Origin of the sequence: Kaistella gelatinilytica (assembly GCF_015679325.1) — a bacterium.
Classification (GTDB): domain Bacteria; phylum Bacteroidota; class Bacteroidia; order Flavobacteriales; family Weeksellaceae; genus Kaistella; species Kaistella gelatinilytica.
The window spans coordinates 250,544-269,620 of sequence record NZ_JADPVI010000001.1; the positions used below are offsets into that span (position 1 = coordinate 250,544).

A 19,077-nucleotide genomic window follows, 5' to 3' on the forward strand; every position below is an offset into this window, starting at 1 on the left:
CAGCGCGTTGGGAATATTATCAAATCTCGGCTTACTGCCTTTTTTTGTATTAATTTATCAGAAACAAAAAGATGGAAATTAACGAACTTTTCAATTTAATAGACTCGAATGATCCTGTTAATAAACTGGTGGAAGAGGAGAATGTTTTCAAACATCTTACGAAGCGGTTAGGAATTTTTTTTGGTATCCTCGCTGTTCTTTTCATTGGTGCTGCGATTATTGATGACGATTATGTCATGTTAGGAGCCGCGATAGTTAGCGCAGGTTTAACAGTAATTTTGTTGCTTTTTTTACTCATCGAAAGTTTTACTTTATTTTCTAAAAAGAAAAAGCAATTAGGTAAAGGGAATTTAATTGTTATTGCCATCGCTGTTTTTATATTCGGAGTCTTTGTTTTAAGTAATTTGTAGATGTATCTGTAATGCAGTGCGGGGAAATAGGTGAAAAATGATTTCCAGATAAAAGGATATTAAAACAAAAATTATTGATGAAGAATATTTCTCTTTTTCTATTGCTGGTTTGTTCAGCACTTTTAAATGCGCAAAGATTTCAACTTCCAAAAAACTGCACCATTGTTAAAACAATCAAAGGTGATCTGGACAAAGATGGAATTGATGAAACGGTTTTGGTTTGCAATATTAATCAAACCAGCGATTTGAAAGAAAGCTTTGGGAGGAAACTTTTTATCTTAAAGCAGAACGGTAAAGATTTGATTTTATGGAAAGAAAATTCGACAATTTTACGCGATACAAAGGATTGTGGATTTTGTTTTAATGATGGTGAAACGCCTTTAACAAATATAGAGATCAAAAATAATTCTTTGACTATTGTTCAGGAAACGTACAATAACAGTCGCAGAACAGAACGTAATAAACTCATCTTTCGATATCAGAATAACGACTGGTTTTTGATCGGGTCCACCTACAGATATTGGGATACCTGCGATTTTGATCACCGTTGTGATATTAATTTTTCTACTAATCAGGTGATCATTACAGATATTGAGGGAGATTGTGACGATGTAGAATATAAAAAGAAAGGAACCTCATTCAAAAAATTTGATCATAGCTTTAAGAAAATCACCCTAGATTCCTACAAACCGACCGAAATTAAATTGAATAAAGATGTTTACTTTATCTATTGAAAGTGAACTTTCTCAAATCTAACCTTAGCAAAATTCTTAAAATAAATGATCGATTTTATTGGAGATATTCACGGACATGCAGATAAACTGAAAGAATTACTTTTGAAGCTGGGTTATTCTAAGCCAGATAATTTCTACGTTCATTCAAATCCAAACCGGAAAGTTTTATTTGTTGGTGATTATATTGATCGAGGTCCAAAAATCAGAAAGACTTTGGAAATTGTAAAATCAATGGTTGATAATGGAAGTGCGATTGCATTAATGGGAAATCACGAATACAACGCGCTTTGCTTTCATTTTCAGGAAACTGCTGGTGGACATTTAAGAAAGCATTTGATTAAAAATATTATTCAGCATTACGAAACATTGAAGCAATTTCAAAACAGGCAGGAAGAATACGAAGGTTATTTGGAGTGGTTTAAAACCTTACCGCTAGTTTATGAGACAGAACAATTCAGAGCTGTTCACGCTTGTTGGGACGATAAAATAATTAATTTTTTAAAGACAAAACTTATCAATAACCGGCTTACTGATGAATTAATATATGAATCTGTAAAAAAAGAAACTCAACTTCATGAAGCCATTGAAGAAACTTTAAAAGGAAAAGAAATTAAAATGCCTGAATGCTTGAATTTCAAAGACAAAGACGGCACGGTAAGAACTGAAATCAGAATTAAATGGTGGGAAAATCCTGCCCAAATTACTTATAAAGACATCAGCGTTGAACCTTTGGATAATTTACCTGCAACTAAAATTGATTTGACCCTTTTAAAAAGTACAGACTTTTACAAAGAAGATGAAAAGCCCGTTTTCTTTGGACATTACTGGTTGAAAGGGAAACCGTTATTAAATAAAGAAAATGTTTGCTGTTTGGATTACAGTGTTGCAAAATGTGGATATTTAGTTGCTTACACTTTTGATGGAGAAAGTACACTCGATCCTCAGATGTTGACTTTTGTCGAAAATTTTTGTGACGACAAGGAAACTTTAGAGGAGAAATCTTCGGTTTCAATGTAATTTTACACATTAACCATGAAGATTCTCACCTGGAATTTAGAGAGACCGAAAGATGGAAATCCATTAATTCTTAACAAGCTTAAGGAAGTGAATGCAGATGTTTTAATTCTGACGGAAACGAATATTGCCATTCATCCCGGAAGTGAATATTCATGTGTTTCTACCGAAATTTTACCTCCAGATTTTGACGGAATAAAATATGCTTCAGGCGAAAATAGAACAACGGTTTGGTCGAAATATAATATTAAAGAAAAATATGAAACGTATGATGACTTTACTTCAGTAAGCGCAGCGATTAAGGTTGAAGAAACTATTTTAAATGTCTACGGAACAATCATTGGCGTTTTCGGTGGAAAAGGGGAGCGTTTTAAAACTGATTTGGAAAGTCAATTATTAGATTTTGACAAATTTTCTTCTGGAAATTTTACTTGTATTGCCGGTGATTTCAATGTTATGTTTTCAGGTTTTGCTTATCCAAGCCACGATGCAAGAAATAAATTGAATTCGATATTTCAAAAACTTAATTTAATTAATTTGACGTCACAGATTGAAAACAATGTAGATCATATTGTGATCAGTAAAGATTTTATTGCTGGAAAAGAAATTAAAATTGAAACTTGGAATGAGGATAAAACTTTGAGCGATCACATTGGAATTTGTATAGAAATTCGATAAAATTCTTCCTATAAATATCAGTTATTTAATAAATTATTCTTTCCAAATTTATTCTACCTTAGCTAAAGAAAAGCTTGCTTAAATAATGAGTGGTGAACTTTCTAAATTGCATATCGCTTCAATGTGCTCGCTCAATCTACTTTCCGTAAAATTTAAAATTCAAAAATAAAAATAATGGCAAACCTCGATACCTACCTCGATTCCCACTACATTCACCGAAGCAACTGGTTAAGAGCCGCAGTTTTGGGTGCCAATGACGGCATCATTTCAGTTTCCAGTTTAGCAATTGGTGTAACTGCTGCAAGTTCAACCACCGAACCTATTATTTTAGCGACGGTTGCTGCGTTGGTTGCGGGAGCTTTGTCAATGGCTGCAGGAGAATATGTTTCTGTAAGTTCACAAACAGATATTGAAAAATCGGATATCGAAAGAGAGAAATTAGAACTGGCAGAAATGCCGGAAGAAGAATTGAAAATGCTGGCGCAGATCTATGAAAAAAGAGGTCTCAAAAAAGAAACTGCGATGACCGTTGCGCTCGAATTAACGGAACATGATGTTCTGGGAGCGCATGTTCGCGATGAATTGGGCATCAATGAGATTAGTCAGGCAAATCCGATTCAGGCTGCATTGGCTTCCGGAAGTTCTTTTATTGCAGGTGGAGTTTTACCGCTTTTGGTTGTTCTTTTTGCACCACTTTCTGGAATGGAGTATTGGCTTTATGGTTTTACGATTATTTCTCTGATGATATTGGGTGCTCTAGCCGCAAAAACAGGTGGGTCAAGTGTTACGAAAGCGATTTTACGAGTAACGATCTGGGGAACAATTGCGATGGGATTATCCGCATTTGTCGGTCATTTGTTCGGCGTGAATGTTTAATGTTTTGAATGGTTAAGGTAAAACCCGGTGGATTTTTTAGTCTTTAAAAAATTAGGTATTTACTAAAAGTTTCGGTACGATTTTCTTTCATTAAAAACTCAGATCATGAAACAGATTTTTCCAGTTCTACTTGCTTTCGGACTCATTTCCTGCAACCAGAAAGCAGATGAAACTCAGGCTTTACAAAAGCGTGTTGACATTTTGGAACATAAAGTTGCAGATACTTACAAACCCGGTTTCGGTGAATTTATGAGCAGCATTCAGGTTCATCATAATAAATTGTGGTTTGCAGGTCAAAATCAAAACTGGAAACTGGCTGATTTTGAAATTCACGAAATCATGGAAGCGATTGATAATATTAAAAAATATCAAAAAGAAAGAAAGGAAAGCGAAGTGATCGATATGATTGATTCCGCCATTGACAGCATGAATATTGCCATTAAACTCAAAAATCCAGCGCTTTTTAAACACAGTTATATTTCATTGACGAATACGTGCAATCAATGTCATCGTGATGTTAATTTTGAATTTAATGTCGTGAAAATTCCCGATCAACCGCCATTTAGCAATCAGGATTTTAAACATCAACTGGAAAAATAATTAGGACAAAAACTGAATTTTTATCAAATGAAAGTTGAGGGAAACTTAAAAGAAATTGCAAAACTTTTTTTGAAACTCGGGATTATCGGTTTCGGTGGTCCGGCTGCGCATATTGCCATGATGCAGGACGAAGTCGTTGTGAAAAGAAAGTGGTTAACCGAACAGCATTTCCTCGATTTAATCGGGGCTACTAATTTAATTCCCGGTCCGAATAGTACCGAAATGGCCATTCATATCGGTCACGAAAAAGGCGGCTGGAAAGGTTTGATCATCGCCGGACTGTGTTTTATTTTGCCTGCCGTTTTCATCACTGGAATTTTTGCCTGGCTTTACAAAAAGTTCGGACAACTTCCGGAAGTTCAACCTTTTATTTATGGAATAAAACCTGCTATTATCGCGATAATTTTAAGTGCGGTTTATCCCTTAGCAAAAAGATCTTTAAAATCAGTTGAATTAGGAATAATAGGACTCGTAGTTTTAATCGGTTCCCTATTTAATTTTTATGAAATTTATCTCATGTTCGGCGCCGGATTTCTGGCTTTGATTTTAGCCTACTTTAGAAATAATAAGTTAAAAAGCACGCACAGTTTTCTTCCAATTACCTTTTTAGAAATTGTCAACACTGGTTTTCTGTCGGCTACCAATTCAAAACTCTTCTGGATTTTTCTGAAGATTGGCGCCATTCTTTACGGCAGCGGTTATGTGCTTTTTGCGTTCATCGATACCGAAATGGTTTCAACCGGAATTATTACAAGGCAACAACTCATCGATGCCATCGCAGTAGGACAGTTTACTCCGGGTCCGGTTTTTTCTTCCGTAACATTTATCGGTTATCAGATCAACGGAATATCTGGAGCCGTAATTTCTACGATCGCAATTTTTCTGCCTTCCTTTATTTTTGTGGCTTTCCTGAATCCATTAGTTAAAAAAATGCGAAGCTCAATATTGTTTTCAGCTTTTCTTGATGCCGTAAATATTGCTTCAGTTGCCATTATTATTTCAGTCTGTTTTTCAATGGGCAAAGATTCTGTGACCGACTGGCGCACGATTTTGATTGCAGTTTTAAGTATTGCGATTACCTTTAAGTATAGAAAAATAAACAGTGCTTTCATTGTTTTAGGTGGTTCAGTCATTGGTTATTTACTGACTTTAATATAAAAAATTAAAGCTTAAATTGTTTAGAAAAAACCGAAGTTGCAAGAAAAATCATGCTTCAAATTCTAGGAAAGATGACTTGTAAAATTTCGATTTCTTCATGAAATTTAGAGATAATGCATCGATTTATCTCAGTTTTTGATAAAACATAAATGCTTTCCGCAACACGACTGAATTAAATTTTAAAATCAATTGTTAAATAATTCTTAATTGTAGTGAAAATCATTATATTTGCCGACTATAATTTTAATGTTGTAAACTATTAACAATGCAAGGAAAAGGACTTATTACGCTGGTTGCGGTTATTCTGGGACTTATTTGTCTTAACGAATTGTTACCAACTTGGTACGCTAGTAAAATTGAAAAACAAGCCACCGAGTTTGCTGGGAACAATCCCGAAAAGTATAAAAAAGAATTGGCAAGACTTTCTAAAGACACTCTGAATCTAGGTTTTACAAAATTGTATTATTCCAGAGCGAAAGAGAGAGAAATGAAGTTGGGTCTGGATTTGAAAGGCGGTATCAACGTTCTTTTGGAAATCAACCACAGAGATTTGGTTAATGATTTGACCAACTATTCTACCAATCCAATACTGCTCGAAACGCTGGACAGAACTGATAAAGATCAGAAAAATTCAACCAAAGCTTACATCGAGAATTTCTTCACAGAATTCGAGGCCGTAAATGCGGAAAAGAAAACTAACCTTAAACTGGCAGATCCGGAAATTTTCGGAAACACCAACCTTAGCGAAATAAAATATAATACGACTGATGCAGAGGTAAAAAATATCATCCGTAGAAAAATTGATGCTTCTGAAGGCGCTGCATATGAAGTGATCAGAACCCGTATCGATAAAATGGGGGTTACTCAACCAAACGTGCAAAAAGTACCGGGAACAGGAAGAATTTCTGTAGAAATGCCGGGAAGTAAAGATATTGACCGCGTAAAGAAAATGCTTCAGACTTCTGCTAAATTACAATTCTGGGAAGTTCAGCAACCACAGGAAATTTTGCCTTATTTCGAGCAGTTAAATGCTCTGATCTCTGCGAAAGGAGATTCTATAGGTGTTCCAAAAACTACCAATTTGGTAAGTTTGATGCAGTTGAATACTTTAAGAGCAAATGGAGTAGGAAACATTAAACTTTCTGATACGGCTATTGTAAATAAAGTTTTAAACTCCGATCTGGCTAAAAAACTTCGTCCGACCAACATTAAATATTCACAATTTGTTTGGGGTTACAAACCTGAAGCGAATGACGAAAATAATTTAGTTCTATACGCACTTCGTGGAAATATCAATCAGAAAGCTCCGGTTGACGGTGCTGTAGAATCTGCGAGAGTGAATTACGACGAAATGGGAAGAGTAGTTGTTGACATGCAGATGGATTCTAAAGGTTCCAAAGACTGGAAAACCATGACGGCGAAAAATGTGAACAAACCTGTTGCTGTAACTTTAGATAATATCGTTTACACCGCACCAAATGTTGTTAATGAAATTCCAAACGGAAGAACGCAGATCTCCGGAAATTTCTCTCAGCAGGAAGCACAGGATCTTGTAGATGTTTTAGGAGCTGGTAAACTTCCGGCGAGTGCTAAAATTGTTCAGGCAGATGTTGTAGGACCTTCATTGGGAGCCGAATCAATTAATGCAGGGATGCTTTCATTTATGATCGCATTCTTAGTAATTGTTGCATATATTATTTTCTACTACGGTGGAGCTGGTGTTTTTGCAGTAATTGCAATGGTCATCAACTTGTTCTACATTTTCGGAATTATGGATTCCGTTGATGCGACTTTAACTTTACCTGGAATCGCAGGTATCGTACTCTCGATGGCGATGGCGGTCGATACGAACGTTATCATCTATGAAAGAACCAAAGAAGAACTCTTCGCCGGTAAAAATATTCTCGAAGCCTACAAAGACGGTTTCAAACACGCACTTTCGGCGATTATCGATGGTCACTCGACTACGATTCTAACCGCATTGGTATTGTACATTTTCGGAACAGGACCAATTAAAGGATTTGCCGTAACCTTGATCATCGGTATCTTAATGACATTCTTTACTTCTGTATTATTATCCAGAGTAATGATTTTTGCAAGATTAAATAAAGGAAAAGGACTTTCAGTTTGGACGCCTTTAACCAAAAATCTTTTCAGAAATGTTTGGATCGATTTTATTGGAAAAAGAAAATATGCATACATCATTTCAGCAGTTCTTACGATTGCGAGTTTGATCTCAATGAAAGTAAACGGTTTCAAATACGGGATCGATTTTACTGGAGGTCGTAATTACGTAGTGAGATTTGATAAGCCTGTAGATGCAGATAATATTGAAAAATCCTTGATCAAACAATTCCAGACCGCAGATGGTAAAAACTCTGCTGTAGAAGCAAAAACTTTTGGAAGTGGAAATCAGTTAAAAATTTCTACCGATTATTTAATTGATGATGAATCGTTGAAAGCCGATCAAACCATTGAACAGAAATTATTTGATGGACTGAAACAAAATCTTCCAGGAAACTTAACCTTAGCAGAATTCAAATCTGCAGATGTTAATCATGCGGGAATCGTTTCTTCTACGAAAGTAGGACCAACCGTTGCCGATGATATCAAAACCGGTGGAATGTATGCTGTAATTGCAGCTTTAGCAGGGATTTTCCTTTATATTTTGATAAGATTTAGAAAATGGCAGTTCTCTTTAGGAGCCGTTGCAGGTCTTGCTCACGATGCGATCATCATTTTGGGAGCTTATTCATTGCTTCATAAGTACATGCCGTTCAACATGGAGATTAATCAGGATTTCATTGCGGCAATTCTAACCGTTTTGGGTTATTCAATTAATGATACTGTAATCGTATTCGATAGGATCCGGGAGTATTTGAGAGAGAAAAAATCCCTTACATTGGCAGGATTGTTCGATGATTCAATTTCCAGTACATTGGGTAGAACGTTCAATACTTCATTTACCACGATTTTGGTTATTTTGGCCATCTTCATTTTCGGTGGAGATAACTTGAGAGGATTTATGTTCGCCTTACTTTTGGGTATTGCGTTTGGAACCTACTCTTCGATCTTCGTCTCTTCAGCGATCGCTTATGATTTCTTGAAAGGAAAAGGAGGAAAAGAAGAAAAATTGCATGGCAGAACAACAGAAGATGTTGAGATCATTGACAAAAGAACGAAGAAATAATTTTCTTTAATAAATACAAATAGTCCTTCGAAAGAGGGACTATTTTTTTGTGCAATATTTTTTATTTGGGTCTCGTCATTCAATGACGAGATCTTCCGTTCCCGCTTTTTTCCTTCACTTCGTTCCGCAAAAAGAGCTCCACTCAAGCCGGGTCGCAGATTTCGCTTCTTAAATAAAAACCTATCAACTCATAAAATTCTGAATTTAAAACCGGCATCGGAAGCGTAGGCGTTAAGAAAAATTGATAGAAAACCGTTAAAAAATTTCTTTGTCCGACGCGCGCAATAATTTTAATACTCATGAAAAAATCTTCTGTCGCGCTAGTTCAGAAATTTTAGGTTTTCTATCAATTTTTTAGCCGCAGTTTCCAAGCCTTGAATTTTTGGTTATTTTGTTTCAAGACAAAAGAATACGAAAAAAAATAATTATAACATTCTTCCTTCTGCAAAATTAAAAAAATGAAAAGGCTAGATATGAAATCATTAAAATCCGAATCTAAAACCGGCATCGGAAGCGTAGGCGTTAAGAAAAATTGATAGAAAACCGTTAAAAAATTCCTTTGTCCGACGCGCGCAATAATTTTAATACTCATGAAAAAATCTTCTATCGCGCTAGTTCAGAAATTTTAGGTTTTGTATCAATTTTTTGGCCGCAGGTTCCAAGCCTTGAATTTTTGGTTATTTTGTTTCAAGACAAAAGAACATAGAAAAAACGCGAATAAATAATTAAAAGACTATTCCCTCCACAAAATTACACAACTGAAAAAGGATAGATTTGAAATCATTTAAATCGGAATTTAAAACCAGCATCGGAAGCGAAGGCGTTAAGAAAAATTGATAGAAAACCGTTAAAAAATTTCTTTGTCCGACGCGCGCAATAATTTTAATACTCATGAAATAATTTTCTATCGCGCTAGTTCAGAAATTTTAGGTTTTCTATCAATTTTTTAGCCGCAGTTTCCAAGCCTTGAATTTTTGGTTATTTTGTTTCAAGCCAAAAGAACAAAAAAAAAAGGAAATAAATAACTGAAAAATTCTTCGGTCGTCAGAATTACAAAAGAATATTTTTAAAACTCTTCCAAATACGACTCATAAAAAACAAATATAAATTTTCAAAAAAAATCCAAAAAAAACTATCTTTACACCCGCAAATGAAAAAAAATCCAAAATCCGCCGCTGTAGGTTTTATCTTCATCACTTTACTCATCGATATTACCGGTTGGGGAATTGTAATACCCGTCGTTCCGAAATTAATTCAGGAACTTACGCACAACGCAGATTTAAGCATTGCCTCGCAATACGGAGGATGGCTCAGTTTCGCTTATGCCGGAATGCAATTTATTTTCGCTTCCGTTTTAGGTGGATTAAGCGATAAATTCGGCAGAAGACCGATCATTCTTTTTTCTTTGTTAGGATTCTCAGTCAACTTTTTTATTCAGGCAATTGCACCTTCTATATTTTGGCTTTTTGTCGGTAGAATACTCTCCGGAGTTACAGGCGCTAGTATTACCACCGCAAGTGCCTATATCGCAGATGTTTCTACAGAAGAAAATCGGGCAAAGAATTTCGGAATGATCGGTGCCGCTTTTGGGGTCGGTTTTATTATTGGACCGGTAATTGGTGGTTTGCTCGGACAATACGGAGCCCGAGTTCCCTTCTACGCCGCTGCGGGTTTATGTCTGGTTAATTTTCTATACGGATTATTTGTTCTGCCGGAAAGTTTAGACAAAGAACACCGCCGAGATTTCAACTGGAGGCGTGCAAATCCCGTTGGTTCATTGTTGCAGCTTCGAAAATATCCTCAAATTCTCGGCCTAATTGCCGCTTTAATATTTGTCTATATTGCAGGTCATGCTGTGCAAACCAACTGGACATTCTTCACCATGTACAAATTCAGCTGGTCCGAAAAAATGGTCGGACTTTCTCTCGGAGTTGCTGGTTTAATGGCAGCTTTGGTGCAAGGATATTTGATCCGTTTTATTCAGCCCAGATTAGGCAATGAAAGAAGTATTTTCTATGGCTTACTTTTATATGCATTGGGAATGATTTTATTCGCTTTTGCCACCGAAAGCTGGATGATGTTTGCATTTCTGATTCCGTATGGTTTGGGTGGAATTGCAGGTCCGGCTTTGCAATCCGTGATTTCTGCTCAGGTTCCAAAGAATCAACAGGGTGAATTGCAAGGAGCTTTGGCGAGTTTAGTAAGCTTAACTGCGATTGTTGGTCCGCCTTTAATGACCAATACATTCTTTTATTTTACCCATGATAACGCACCGTTTAAATTTGCAGGAGCACCATTTTTTCTCGGATTTATATTAATGATGATCAGTGCGGTTATTGTATTTTTTGTTTATAAAAAGAAACCAATTTCTTAGATTTATCGTATAGTTTAGAATCAAATTTATTTTTTAAATAATCGGTGTTGATATTGTCTAATTTGCCTTAAATGAAAGAAAATATAGTAATTTCGCATTGTATTTTGTGATTAATTTAACTCGAATCAATGAAAATCGATACCATAAACTTTTGTAATTTTACCCCATGGAATTAAGCATAGGAGAAATGATGTTAATCGCCGTCGCAATCGTAGTGTTGTTCGGTCCCGATAAGTTACCCAAAATCGCACGCGACTTAGGTCAGGGAGTGCGAAAAATGCGCAGTGCAATGGAAGATGTAAAATCTGAAATTTTAAAGGAAACCGATAATCCGGTTTCTGAAATTAAAAAAGAAATTGAAAAAGTAAAGCAAGCTGCGCAAGATTACAATCCCATGAGTAATTTAGAAAAAGAAGCAATTGCAGAAAGAGAGATTCCCAAAGTAAATCTTGCGGAAAACGACCAGCACGAAGGACCTGTAAGCCGTTAATATGTACGAAATTATTCAGGAAGACCGGCATCTTTTTCTTTTCCTAAATAATTTAGGGAGTCAGCCTTTCGACCAGTTTTGGATTCTTATTTCCGAAACCTGGATCTGGGTCCCGCTCTACGGCATTTTTCTTTATTTACTCTACAAAACTTTCAAACTTAAAAGTTTGGTTTTCATTTTAATATTTATCGCTTTAGGCGTTACCGTTTCCGATCAGCTTGCCGGCATTTTTAAAACTGGGATTGCACGATTAAGACCTTGTCACGATCCAACTTTAAATAATTTGATGCGAAGTGTAAAATGTGGCGGTCGTCTCGGATTTTATTCCAGTCACGCTTCCAATACTTTTTTTATTGTTACATATTTGAGTATGCTTCTTTACAGGAAGTATAAATTCTTACCTTATTTTATGTTCGTTTGGGCGATCGTCGTTTCTTACAGCCGAATTTATTTGGGCGTTCATTTTCCTATGGATGTTTTAATGGGTTCAGCAATGGGATTTTTACTGGGCGGACTTTTTGCCACCATTTCATTGAATGTAATTCAAAAACAAAAGAGGAACGCGGTTTCAAACCATTAATTTGCTCCATCAAATTTTAAATTTGATCATAAAAAATTTAAAATAAATTCCTGAATTTGAAGGGAAAAAAAATATTTACTTTGATTATTGCGTGAAAATTTTAGTTCTTCAGATCCTTTTTCCAAAACTTCCTTCAACCATCTTTTTTCTACGGTCAAAAATATTATCTTTGCTTCTATGTCAGAAAACAACGATAAACGCCTTTTCCTCATCGATGCTTATGCGATGATTTTCCGTGGATATTATGCACTCATCAGAAGTCCCAGAATTACAAGTACCGGAATCGATACTTCGGCAATTTTTGGTTTTACGAATTCCTTAATTGAACTCATTCGCAGAGAAAGACCAACGCATTTAGCCGTCGTTTTTGATGTGGGTCAGGCAAGTGTAAGAACTGCAGATTATGCAGAGTACAAAGCCAACAGAAGCGAAACACCGGAAGCAATAAAACTCGCCATACCTTATATTCACCGGATTTTGAAAGCCATGCATGTTCCTATTTTAGGACTGGAAGGTTACGAAGCGGATGATCTTATCGGAACCATCGCCTGCAAAGCCGAAAAAGAAGGTTATACCGTTTTTATGGTGACGCCCGATAAAGATTTTGCACAACTAGTCACTCCAAATATTAAAATGTATAAACCCGGCTTGAAAGGAGCTGAGTTTGAGATTTTAGGCGTTGAAGAAGTCAAAGCGAAATACGAAATTGAAGATCCAAAACAGGTAATCGATTTCCTCGCAATGATGGGCGACGCGGTTGATAATATTCCAGGTTTGGAAGGAGTTGGAGAGAAAACGGCGAAGAAATTTCTGAAAGAATATGGCAGCATCGAAAAGTTGTTAGAAAATACTGCCGATCTTAAAGGAAAACTCAAAGAAAAAGTAGAGAATTCTGCGGAACGTGGAATTTTATCGAAGAAGTTAGCAACAATTATTTGTGATGCTCCGATTGAATTTCATCAGGAACAATACGATTTAGATGATCCCGACTTCGAAAAGGTAAAAGAAGTTTTCGACGAAATCGAATTCAGACGATTGTATGAAAATTTGTATCGTGCTTTTGCTCCTTCTGCCACAGTTGCTACAATTCCTAATAAAAATGCTGCGGAAGAAAAAGTTCAAAAACCAGTTATTGTCAATCAAACGATGCAGCTTGATCTGTTCGCCAATTTTGAAGATTTAGATCAGGCAACGACAACGAAAGAAACTGTTTCAGACAGCGATCATTTATACCAATTTATCGATTCTCCAAAAGCACAGAAAGTTTTAGTTCATAACCTTCTGCAGCAAAAGGCAGTGAGTTTCGATACCGAAATTACGTCATTAGATGAAATGGAAGCTGATCTGATCGGAATGAGTTTCAGCTATAAAAAAGGTTTGGCGTACTATATTCCTTTTTCTGAAAAGAAAGAAGAAGTTTTGGAAACACTGGAAATTTTCCGTCCGTTTTTTGAGAAAAAAGAGATTATAAAAATTGCTCATAATCTAAAAGCAGATTATAAAATTTTAAAACAATACGGAATCGAAGTTGAAGGTGCGATTTTCGATACCATGATCGCGCATTACCTTTTGAATCCAGATGGTCGTCATGCGATGGAATATCTTTCTGAAATGTATCTGGGTTACAAACCTGTCGCTATCGAATCGTTAATTGGAAAAGGAAAAAATCAGATCAGTTTCAAGGAATTGTCTGTGGAAGAACAAACGAAATTTGCCGCTGAAGATGCTGATATTTCCTGGAGATTGTACGAAGTTTTTGCACCACAATTGAAAATAGAAAACCTTGAAGACCTGTTTTATAATGTAGAAATGCCTTTAATGAAAGTTCTGGCAAAAATGGAACTCGAAGGAATTTCCCTTGATAAAAAATGGCTCGAACAGGAAAGTAAAGATCTTGAAAACGATCTGCGTCAACTGGAGAAAACGATTTTTGAATTGTCAGGCGAAGAATTTAATATGAATTCTCCGAAACAATTGGGCGAAGTTTTATTTGAAAAAATGCAGCTTGATCCGAAAGCTAAAAAGACAAAATCCGGTCAGTACGCAACTTCTGAGGATATTTTGCAGAAATTATCTTCCAAGCATGAAATCATTAAACATATTTTAGAATACAGAACCTATCAGAAATTAAAATCAACGTACGTCGATGCTTTGCCTTTGCAAATTGATAAAGATGACAATCGCGTCCATACCAATTTCTCTCAAACTACTGCTGCGACTGGACGATTAGCAAGTGTAAATCCGAATTTACAGAATATCCCGATCCGTACTTTGCGCGGTCAACAAATCCGTGGTGCTTTTGTGGCAAATGCCGGAAATAAATTGATTGCAGCGGATTATTCTCAAATTGAATTGCGCTTAATTGCAGCCATTTCTGAGGAAGATAATATGATCAAAGCTTTTCAGGATGGCGAAGATATTCACGCTTCTACGGCTTCAAAATTATTTAATATTCCTTTGGAAGAAGTTACGAAAACGCAGCGTTCACAGGCAAAAACCGTCAACTTTGGAATCCTTTACGGACAAGGTGCTTTTGGTTTGGCGGAACAAACCGGGCTTTCCAGAAAAGAAGCGAAGGAAATGATCGAGTCTTACTTCGAAACTTATCCAAAGTTGAAAAAATATATGGCAGATCAGGTTATCAAAGCGCAGGAAATGGGATATGTGGAAACTATTTTGAAAAGAAAAAGACATTTAAAAGATATCAATTCAGCCAACTTCGTAGTTAAAGCTCACGCGGAAAGAAATGCGGTGAATGCACCAATTCAGGGAAGTGCAGCCGATGTCATTAAATTGGCAATGATCAAAATTGATGAACAATTCACCGAACAAAATTTAAAAACAAAAATGCTTTTGCAGGTTCATGATGAACTTGTTTTTGAGGCGCCGGAAGAAGAACTGGAAACCGTAACAGCTTTAATTAAAAAAGAAATGGAATCTGCATATAAAACAACCGTTCCTTTGCTGGTCGAAGTTGGAGTAGGAGATAACTGGTTGGAGGCGCATTAAATTTAATGAAGAGGAAATCAAAAGAATGTCTTGATATTATAAAGTTGCTATTTTGTTTTAAATAAACTCCAGAGGAGTTTAATCTCTGTAGAAAATATGAAATGAAAATATCCAGCGTTCCGTAGGAACGCCATCTAAAAAACTAGAATAAATGTAAAATCTTGTTTATTAAATCCATATCGTAAAATCAAATTTTTTAGAAAAATGGCGAATACCTACACACAAATTTATATTCAACTTATTTTTGCAGTAAAATTTAGGGAAAATAAAATTTCAGAAGAAATTAGAGATGACGTAGAAAAATATATTTGTGGAATTTTCAATCATAAAAAACAGCGTGTTTTAGCCATTTATGCAAATCCGGACCATATTCATATTTTCTTTTGTTATAGAAATCTTCAAATTTCAATACCAGATTTAGTAAAAGTGGTTAAGGTTGAATCAACTAATTTTGTAAATGAAAAGAAATATTTATCCAATCATTTTTCTTGGCAAGAAGGATATGGTGCTTTTTCTTATTCGAAAAGCCAGAAAGAAAACGTCATTAATTATGTTTTAAATCAAAAAGAGCATCATGAAAAACAGAGTTTTAAAAATGAATATATCGATTTTTTGAAGAAGTTTGAAATAGAATTTAAAAATGAATATTTATTTGATTTTTTTGAATAATCACGAGATAGCGTTCCTGCGGAACGCACCTTTAAACTTGTAAATTATTAACTACAGAGATAAGATTCCTCTGGAATCTGTCGTAACAAATATTTAATGAAATTCCTACTCATCATTCCGACGCACAACGAAGAGAAAAATATTCTTTTTACGCTTAAATCTCTGTATGAACAGACGTTTAAAGATTTTTTCTGTGTTATTGTTAATGATGGTTCTAAGGACAACACGCAAAAAGTAGTAGAAGAATTTATTGGAGATCATAAAAAATTTAAAATGTTAAATTTAGAAGCTTCAACGCATGAACCCGGCGCAAAAGTCGTGCGCACTTTTAATAAAGGTTTAGAATCTGTAGATTTAAAAGATTTTGATATCATTTGTAAATTCGATGCAGATATTATTTTCCCGCCGAATTACCTGGCGAAAATCAATCAAGTTTATGAATCTAATTCAAAAGCAGGAATGGTTTCAGGGATTGTTAAAATACAAAAATCTATTTTTGAGAAATCATTGGCGCTTGATTTTAAAGATGAAAAACACCAGTGGCAATTTGAAAATTTGTCCTCAAAAAATCATGTTCGTGGACCGATAAAATCCTATCGTAGAGAATGTTTTTTAGATATGAATGGTTTACGAGCGGTTTTAGGCTGGGATAATATTGATGTGATGTTGGCGAAGAAAAATGACTGGGAAGTTATAACCATTAAAGATTTGTGGGTGAAACATTTACGTCCAACTGCGTTTCAATATAAAAATCAAAAAGCTGAGAAACTGGGAGAATATTTTTATAATATTGGTCTCAATCTACCATTGACAATCATTTCGTCGGGAAAATCTGCCTTCAAGAATAAATCATTTGCAGAATTTTATACAACAATGAAATCTTTTTTAAAACAAAAAGGAGAGAAGTCATTGTCAAAAGAGGAGATCAAGTTCATCAGAAAATTAAGGTGGTCAGAGATGCGAAAAAATTGGATGTAGGGACAGGTCGCGACCTGTCCAAAATCCGAAGGATTTTAAATTGCCGCCCATCAATTTTTATTTTTATTAATTCGTTAATTACCCTAAATTTAAAGTTTTTCAAAACGTAAAAAGATGGAAGGAAGAAAAAGAAATAGAAAGCAAGACTTTGATTATTCAAATGATGCGGTCTATTTCATAACCATCTGCACGAAAGATAAACTACATCATTTTGGGAAAATTCAAAATGGAAAAATAAATTTAAGCGAAATGGGAAAAATTGCTGAGAATCAAATCTTCTGGTTGAAAAAGCAATATCCTTATTTTGAATTGCATAATTTTGTGGTGATGCCGAATCATGTTCACTTTTTGTTTGGAATTAATCGGGATTTTTCTACTAAGGATTTTGTTGAAATTCCTGTGGGATTTCGGACAAGTCACGACTTGTCCCTACGGAATGATGAACAGATTAAAATAAAATCTGTCTCTTCTCTAATGGGTGCTTATAAAACTACTGTTTCGAAACAAATTCATCAAACAGGTCATTCAGATTTCCTTTGGCAGCGGTCATTTCATGATCACATTGTGAGAAATAAAGAACGTTACGATTAAATAAATAATTATATTACAACAAATCCTGAAAATTGGAATAAAGATAAATTTTATGAATAATTACGCTATTATAAATCTTCGATTTTTGGACAAGTCGCGACTTGTCCCTACGATTATAATGATACTTTTTTTCGGGATGTTTAGTGCGCAAAAAAACGCCGATCTCATCATCACTAATGCGAAAATCTATACCGTCAATCAAAGTTTTGATACCGCCGAATCAATGGCAGTTTTGAACGGAAAAATTATTGGTGTGGGAAAAACTGCGGATATTCTCAAAAACTTTAAATCTAAAAATATCCAGAATTTGGAGGGAAAAACAGTTTTTCCAGGTTTGATCGATGCCCATTGTCACTTCACCGGTTTTGCAACAGATAAATGGAAATGTCAACTTTGGGGAACAAAATCCTGGGACGAAATCATTGCAAGAATTTCAGATTATGCGAAAACAGCTCCGAAAGAATGGATTTACGGCCGTGGTTGGGATCAAAACGATTGGGCAATTAAAGAATTTCCAAACAAAGAAAAACTGGATCAATTATTTCCAAACCGTCCTGTTTACTTAAAAAGAATTGATGGTCACGCCGCAGTTGCCAATCAGAAAGCTTTAGACATCGCCGGAATTACAAAAGATTCTAAAATTTTAGGAGGTGAAATTGAATTGAAGGATGGAAAATTAACTGGAATGTTAGTCGACAACGCCATGACTTTGGTGGAAAAATATATTCCGGATATTGAAGATAAAATGGCGATCCAATATTTTTCGGAATTGCAGAAAGAATGTTTTTCATACGGCTTGACTTCCCTTCATGATTGCGGTATTACGGAAAAAACTTTAGGACTTTTAGAAAAAGCACAGGCCCAGAATTCTTTACAGATGAAGATCTTTGCTTTGATGGAAGACAATCCGGCTTATTATGACCGTTGGATCAAAAAAGGAAGATACACCAATAAAAACATTACAGTCGGAGGATTCAAGGTGTATTCAGATGGAGCTTTAGGTTCGAGAGGTGCTTGTTTAAATCACGATTATTCCGACAAAAAAGGTTGGAGAGGTTTTCTTTTGAGCGATAGAAAACATTTCGAAAATTTAGCAAAAAGATTAAAAAACAGCGATTTGCAAATGGCGACGCACGCCATCGGAGATTCTGCAAACCGAACGATTCTTCAGATTTATGACGAAGTTTTATGCGGAAAAAATGACAGAAGATGGAGAATCGAACACGCTCAGATTATTGATAAAAATGATTTTGATCTGTTTGGAAAATATTCGATTATTCCTTCTGTACAACCGACTCATGCGACTTCAGATATGTATTGGGCGGAAGATCGATTAGGAAAAGATCGCTTGAAATATGCGTACGCGTACGAAGATTTATTGAAACAAAACGGTTGGCTTCCGTTGGGAACAGATTTTCCAGTGGAAGAAATAAGTCCTTTGAAAACTTTTTATTCGGCAGTTGCGAGAAAAGATTCCAAACATTTTCCTGCGAATGGATTTCAAAAAGAAAATGCTTTAACCAGAGAACAGGCAATTCGCGGAATGACGATTTGGGCAGCGAAAGCAGCGTTTCAGGAAAAAGAAATTGGCAGTTTGGAGCCTGGGAAATCAGCAGATTTTATTATTGTTGATCAGGATTTAATGACGGTTTCAGAAGATCAAATTTTAGACACCAAAGTTTTGGAAACATTCAGCAATGGAAAAAAAGTTTTTTAATTAAATTTT

16 protein-coding genes are annotated in these 19,077 nt (G+C 35.5%); all 16 read left to right on the forward strand.

Translation table 11 applies throughout. The annotated features are described in order from the left end of the window. Positions 1-71 precede the first annotated feature (71 nt). The 16 genes from IV494_RS01015 to IV494_RS01090 all read left to right on the forward strand — a co-directional run bounded on the left by IV494_RS01015 (position 72) and on the right by IV494_RS01090 (position 19,068). Positions 72-410: a hypothetical protein gene (locus IV494_RS01015; RefSeq protein ID WP_196078314.1), complete on the forward strand. Its 339-nt coding sequence runs from the start codon at positions 72-74 to the stop codon at positions 408-410. A 77-nt stretch (positions 411-487) separates the two neighbouring features. Further along, positions 488-1,144, forward strand: a complete 657-nt coding sequence (locus IV494_RS01020; protein ID WP_196078315.1) for a hypothetical protein — start codon at positions 488-490, stop codon at positions 1,142-1,144. A gap of 45 nt (positions 1,145-1,189) precedes the next feature. Next, positions 1,190-2,161, forward strand: coding sequence for a metallophosphoesterase (locus IV494_RS01025; protein WP_196078316.1), 972 nt, complete (start codon positions 1,190-1,192; stop codon positions 2,159-2,161). Positions 2,162-2,176: 15 nt separating this feature from the next. Then, the gene (locus tag IV494_RS01030) at positions 2,177-2,836 is read left to right on the forward strand and encodes an endonuclease/exonuclease/phosphatase family protein (protein WP_196078317.1); all 660 of its coding nucleotides are present in this window, start codon (positions 2,177-2,179) and stop codon (positions 2,834-2,836) included. Positions 2,837-3,010: 174 nt separating this feature from the next. Next, positions 3,011-3,712 (forward strand): VIT1/CCC1 transporter family protein, encoded by a 702-nt coding sequence (locus tag IV494_RS01035; protein WP_196078318.1) that lies wholly within the window; start codon positions 3,011-3,013, stop codon positions 3,710-3,712. 105 nt (positions 3,713-3,817) lie between these two features. Continuing rightward, the gene (locus tag IV494_RS01040) at positions 3,818-4,312 is read left to right on the forward strand and encodes a hypothetical protein (RefSeq protein ID WP_196078319.1); all 495 of its coding nucleotides are present in this window, start codon (positions 3,818-3,820) and stop codon (positions 4,310-4,312) included. 27 nt (positions 4,313-4,339) lie between these two features. Next, positions 4,340-5,470, forward strand: a complete 1,131-nt coding sequence (chrA, locus tag IV494_RS01045; RefSeq protein ID WP_196078320.1) for a chromate efflux transporter — start codon at positions 4,340-4,342, stop codon at positions 5,468-5,470. Positions 5,471-5,735: 265 nt separating this feature from the next. Then, complete coding sequence (gene secD, locus IV494_RS01050) at positions 5,736-8,660, forward strand: protein translocase subunit SecD (RefSeq protein ID WP_196078321.1); 2,925 nt, start codon at positions 5,736-5,738, stop codon at positions 8,658-8,660. 1,120 nt (positions 8,661-9,780) lie between these two features. After that, a complete protein-coding gene (locus IV494_RS01055; RefSeq protein ID WP_317192992.1) occupies positions 9,781-11,034 on the forward strand; it encodes a TCR/Tet family MFS transporter in 1,254 nt (417 codons plus the stop codon). Positions 11,035-11,200: 166 nt separating this feature from the next. Then, positions 11,201-11,524 carry a Sec-independent protein translocase subunit TatA/TatB gene (locus IV494_RS01060; protein ID WP_196078323.1) on the forward strand — a complete coding sequence of 108 codons (324 nt, stop codon included), beginning with the start codon at positions 11,201-11,203 and terminating at the stop codon, positions 11,522-11,524. A 1-nt stretch (position 11,525) separates the two neighbouring features. Beyond that, positions 11,526-12,104, forward strand: a complete 579-nt coding sequence (locus tag IV494_RS01065) for a phosphatase PAP2 family protein (protein WP_196078324.1) — start codon at positions 11,526-11,528, stop codon at positions 12,102-12,104. A 177-nt stretch (positions 12,105-12,281) separates the two neighbouring features. After that, on the forward strand, positions 12,282-15,113 hold the full coding sequence (gene polA, locus IV494_RS01070) for a DNA polymerase I (protein ID WP_196078325.1): 2,832 nt from the start codon (positions 12,282-12,284) through the stop codon (positions 15,111-15,113). 204 nt (positions 15,114-15,317) lie between these two features. Continuing rightward, positions 15,318-15,782: a transposase gene (locus tag IV494_RS01075; RefSeq protein ID WP_196078326.1), complete on the forward strand. Its 465-nt coding sequence runs from the start codon at positions 15,318-15,320 to the stop codon at positions 15,780-15,782. A gap of 96 nt (positions 15,783-15,878) precedes the next feature. Continuing rightward, a complete protein-coding gene (locus IV494_RS01080; RefSeq protein WP_196078327.1) occupies positions 15,879-16,760 on the forward strand; it encodes a glycosyltransferase family 2 protein in 882 nt (293 codons plus the stop codon). A 114-nt stretch (positions 16,761-16,874) separates the two neighbouring features. Next, positions 16,875-17,351 carry a transposase gene (locus IV494_RS01085; protein WP_196078328.1) on the forward strand — a complete coding sequence of 159 codons (477 nt, stop codon included), beginning with the start codon at positions 16,875-16,877 and terminating at the stop codon, positions 17,349-17,351. 118 nt (positions 17,352-17,469) lie between these two features. Next, positions 17,470-19,068, forward strand: a complete 1,599-nt coding sequence (locus IV494_RS01090; RefSeq protein ID WP_196078329.1) for an amidohydrolase — start codon at positions 17,470-17,472, stop codon at positions 19,066-19,068. Positions 19,069-19,077: the final 9 nt, after the last annotated feature.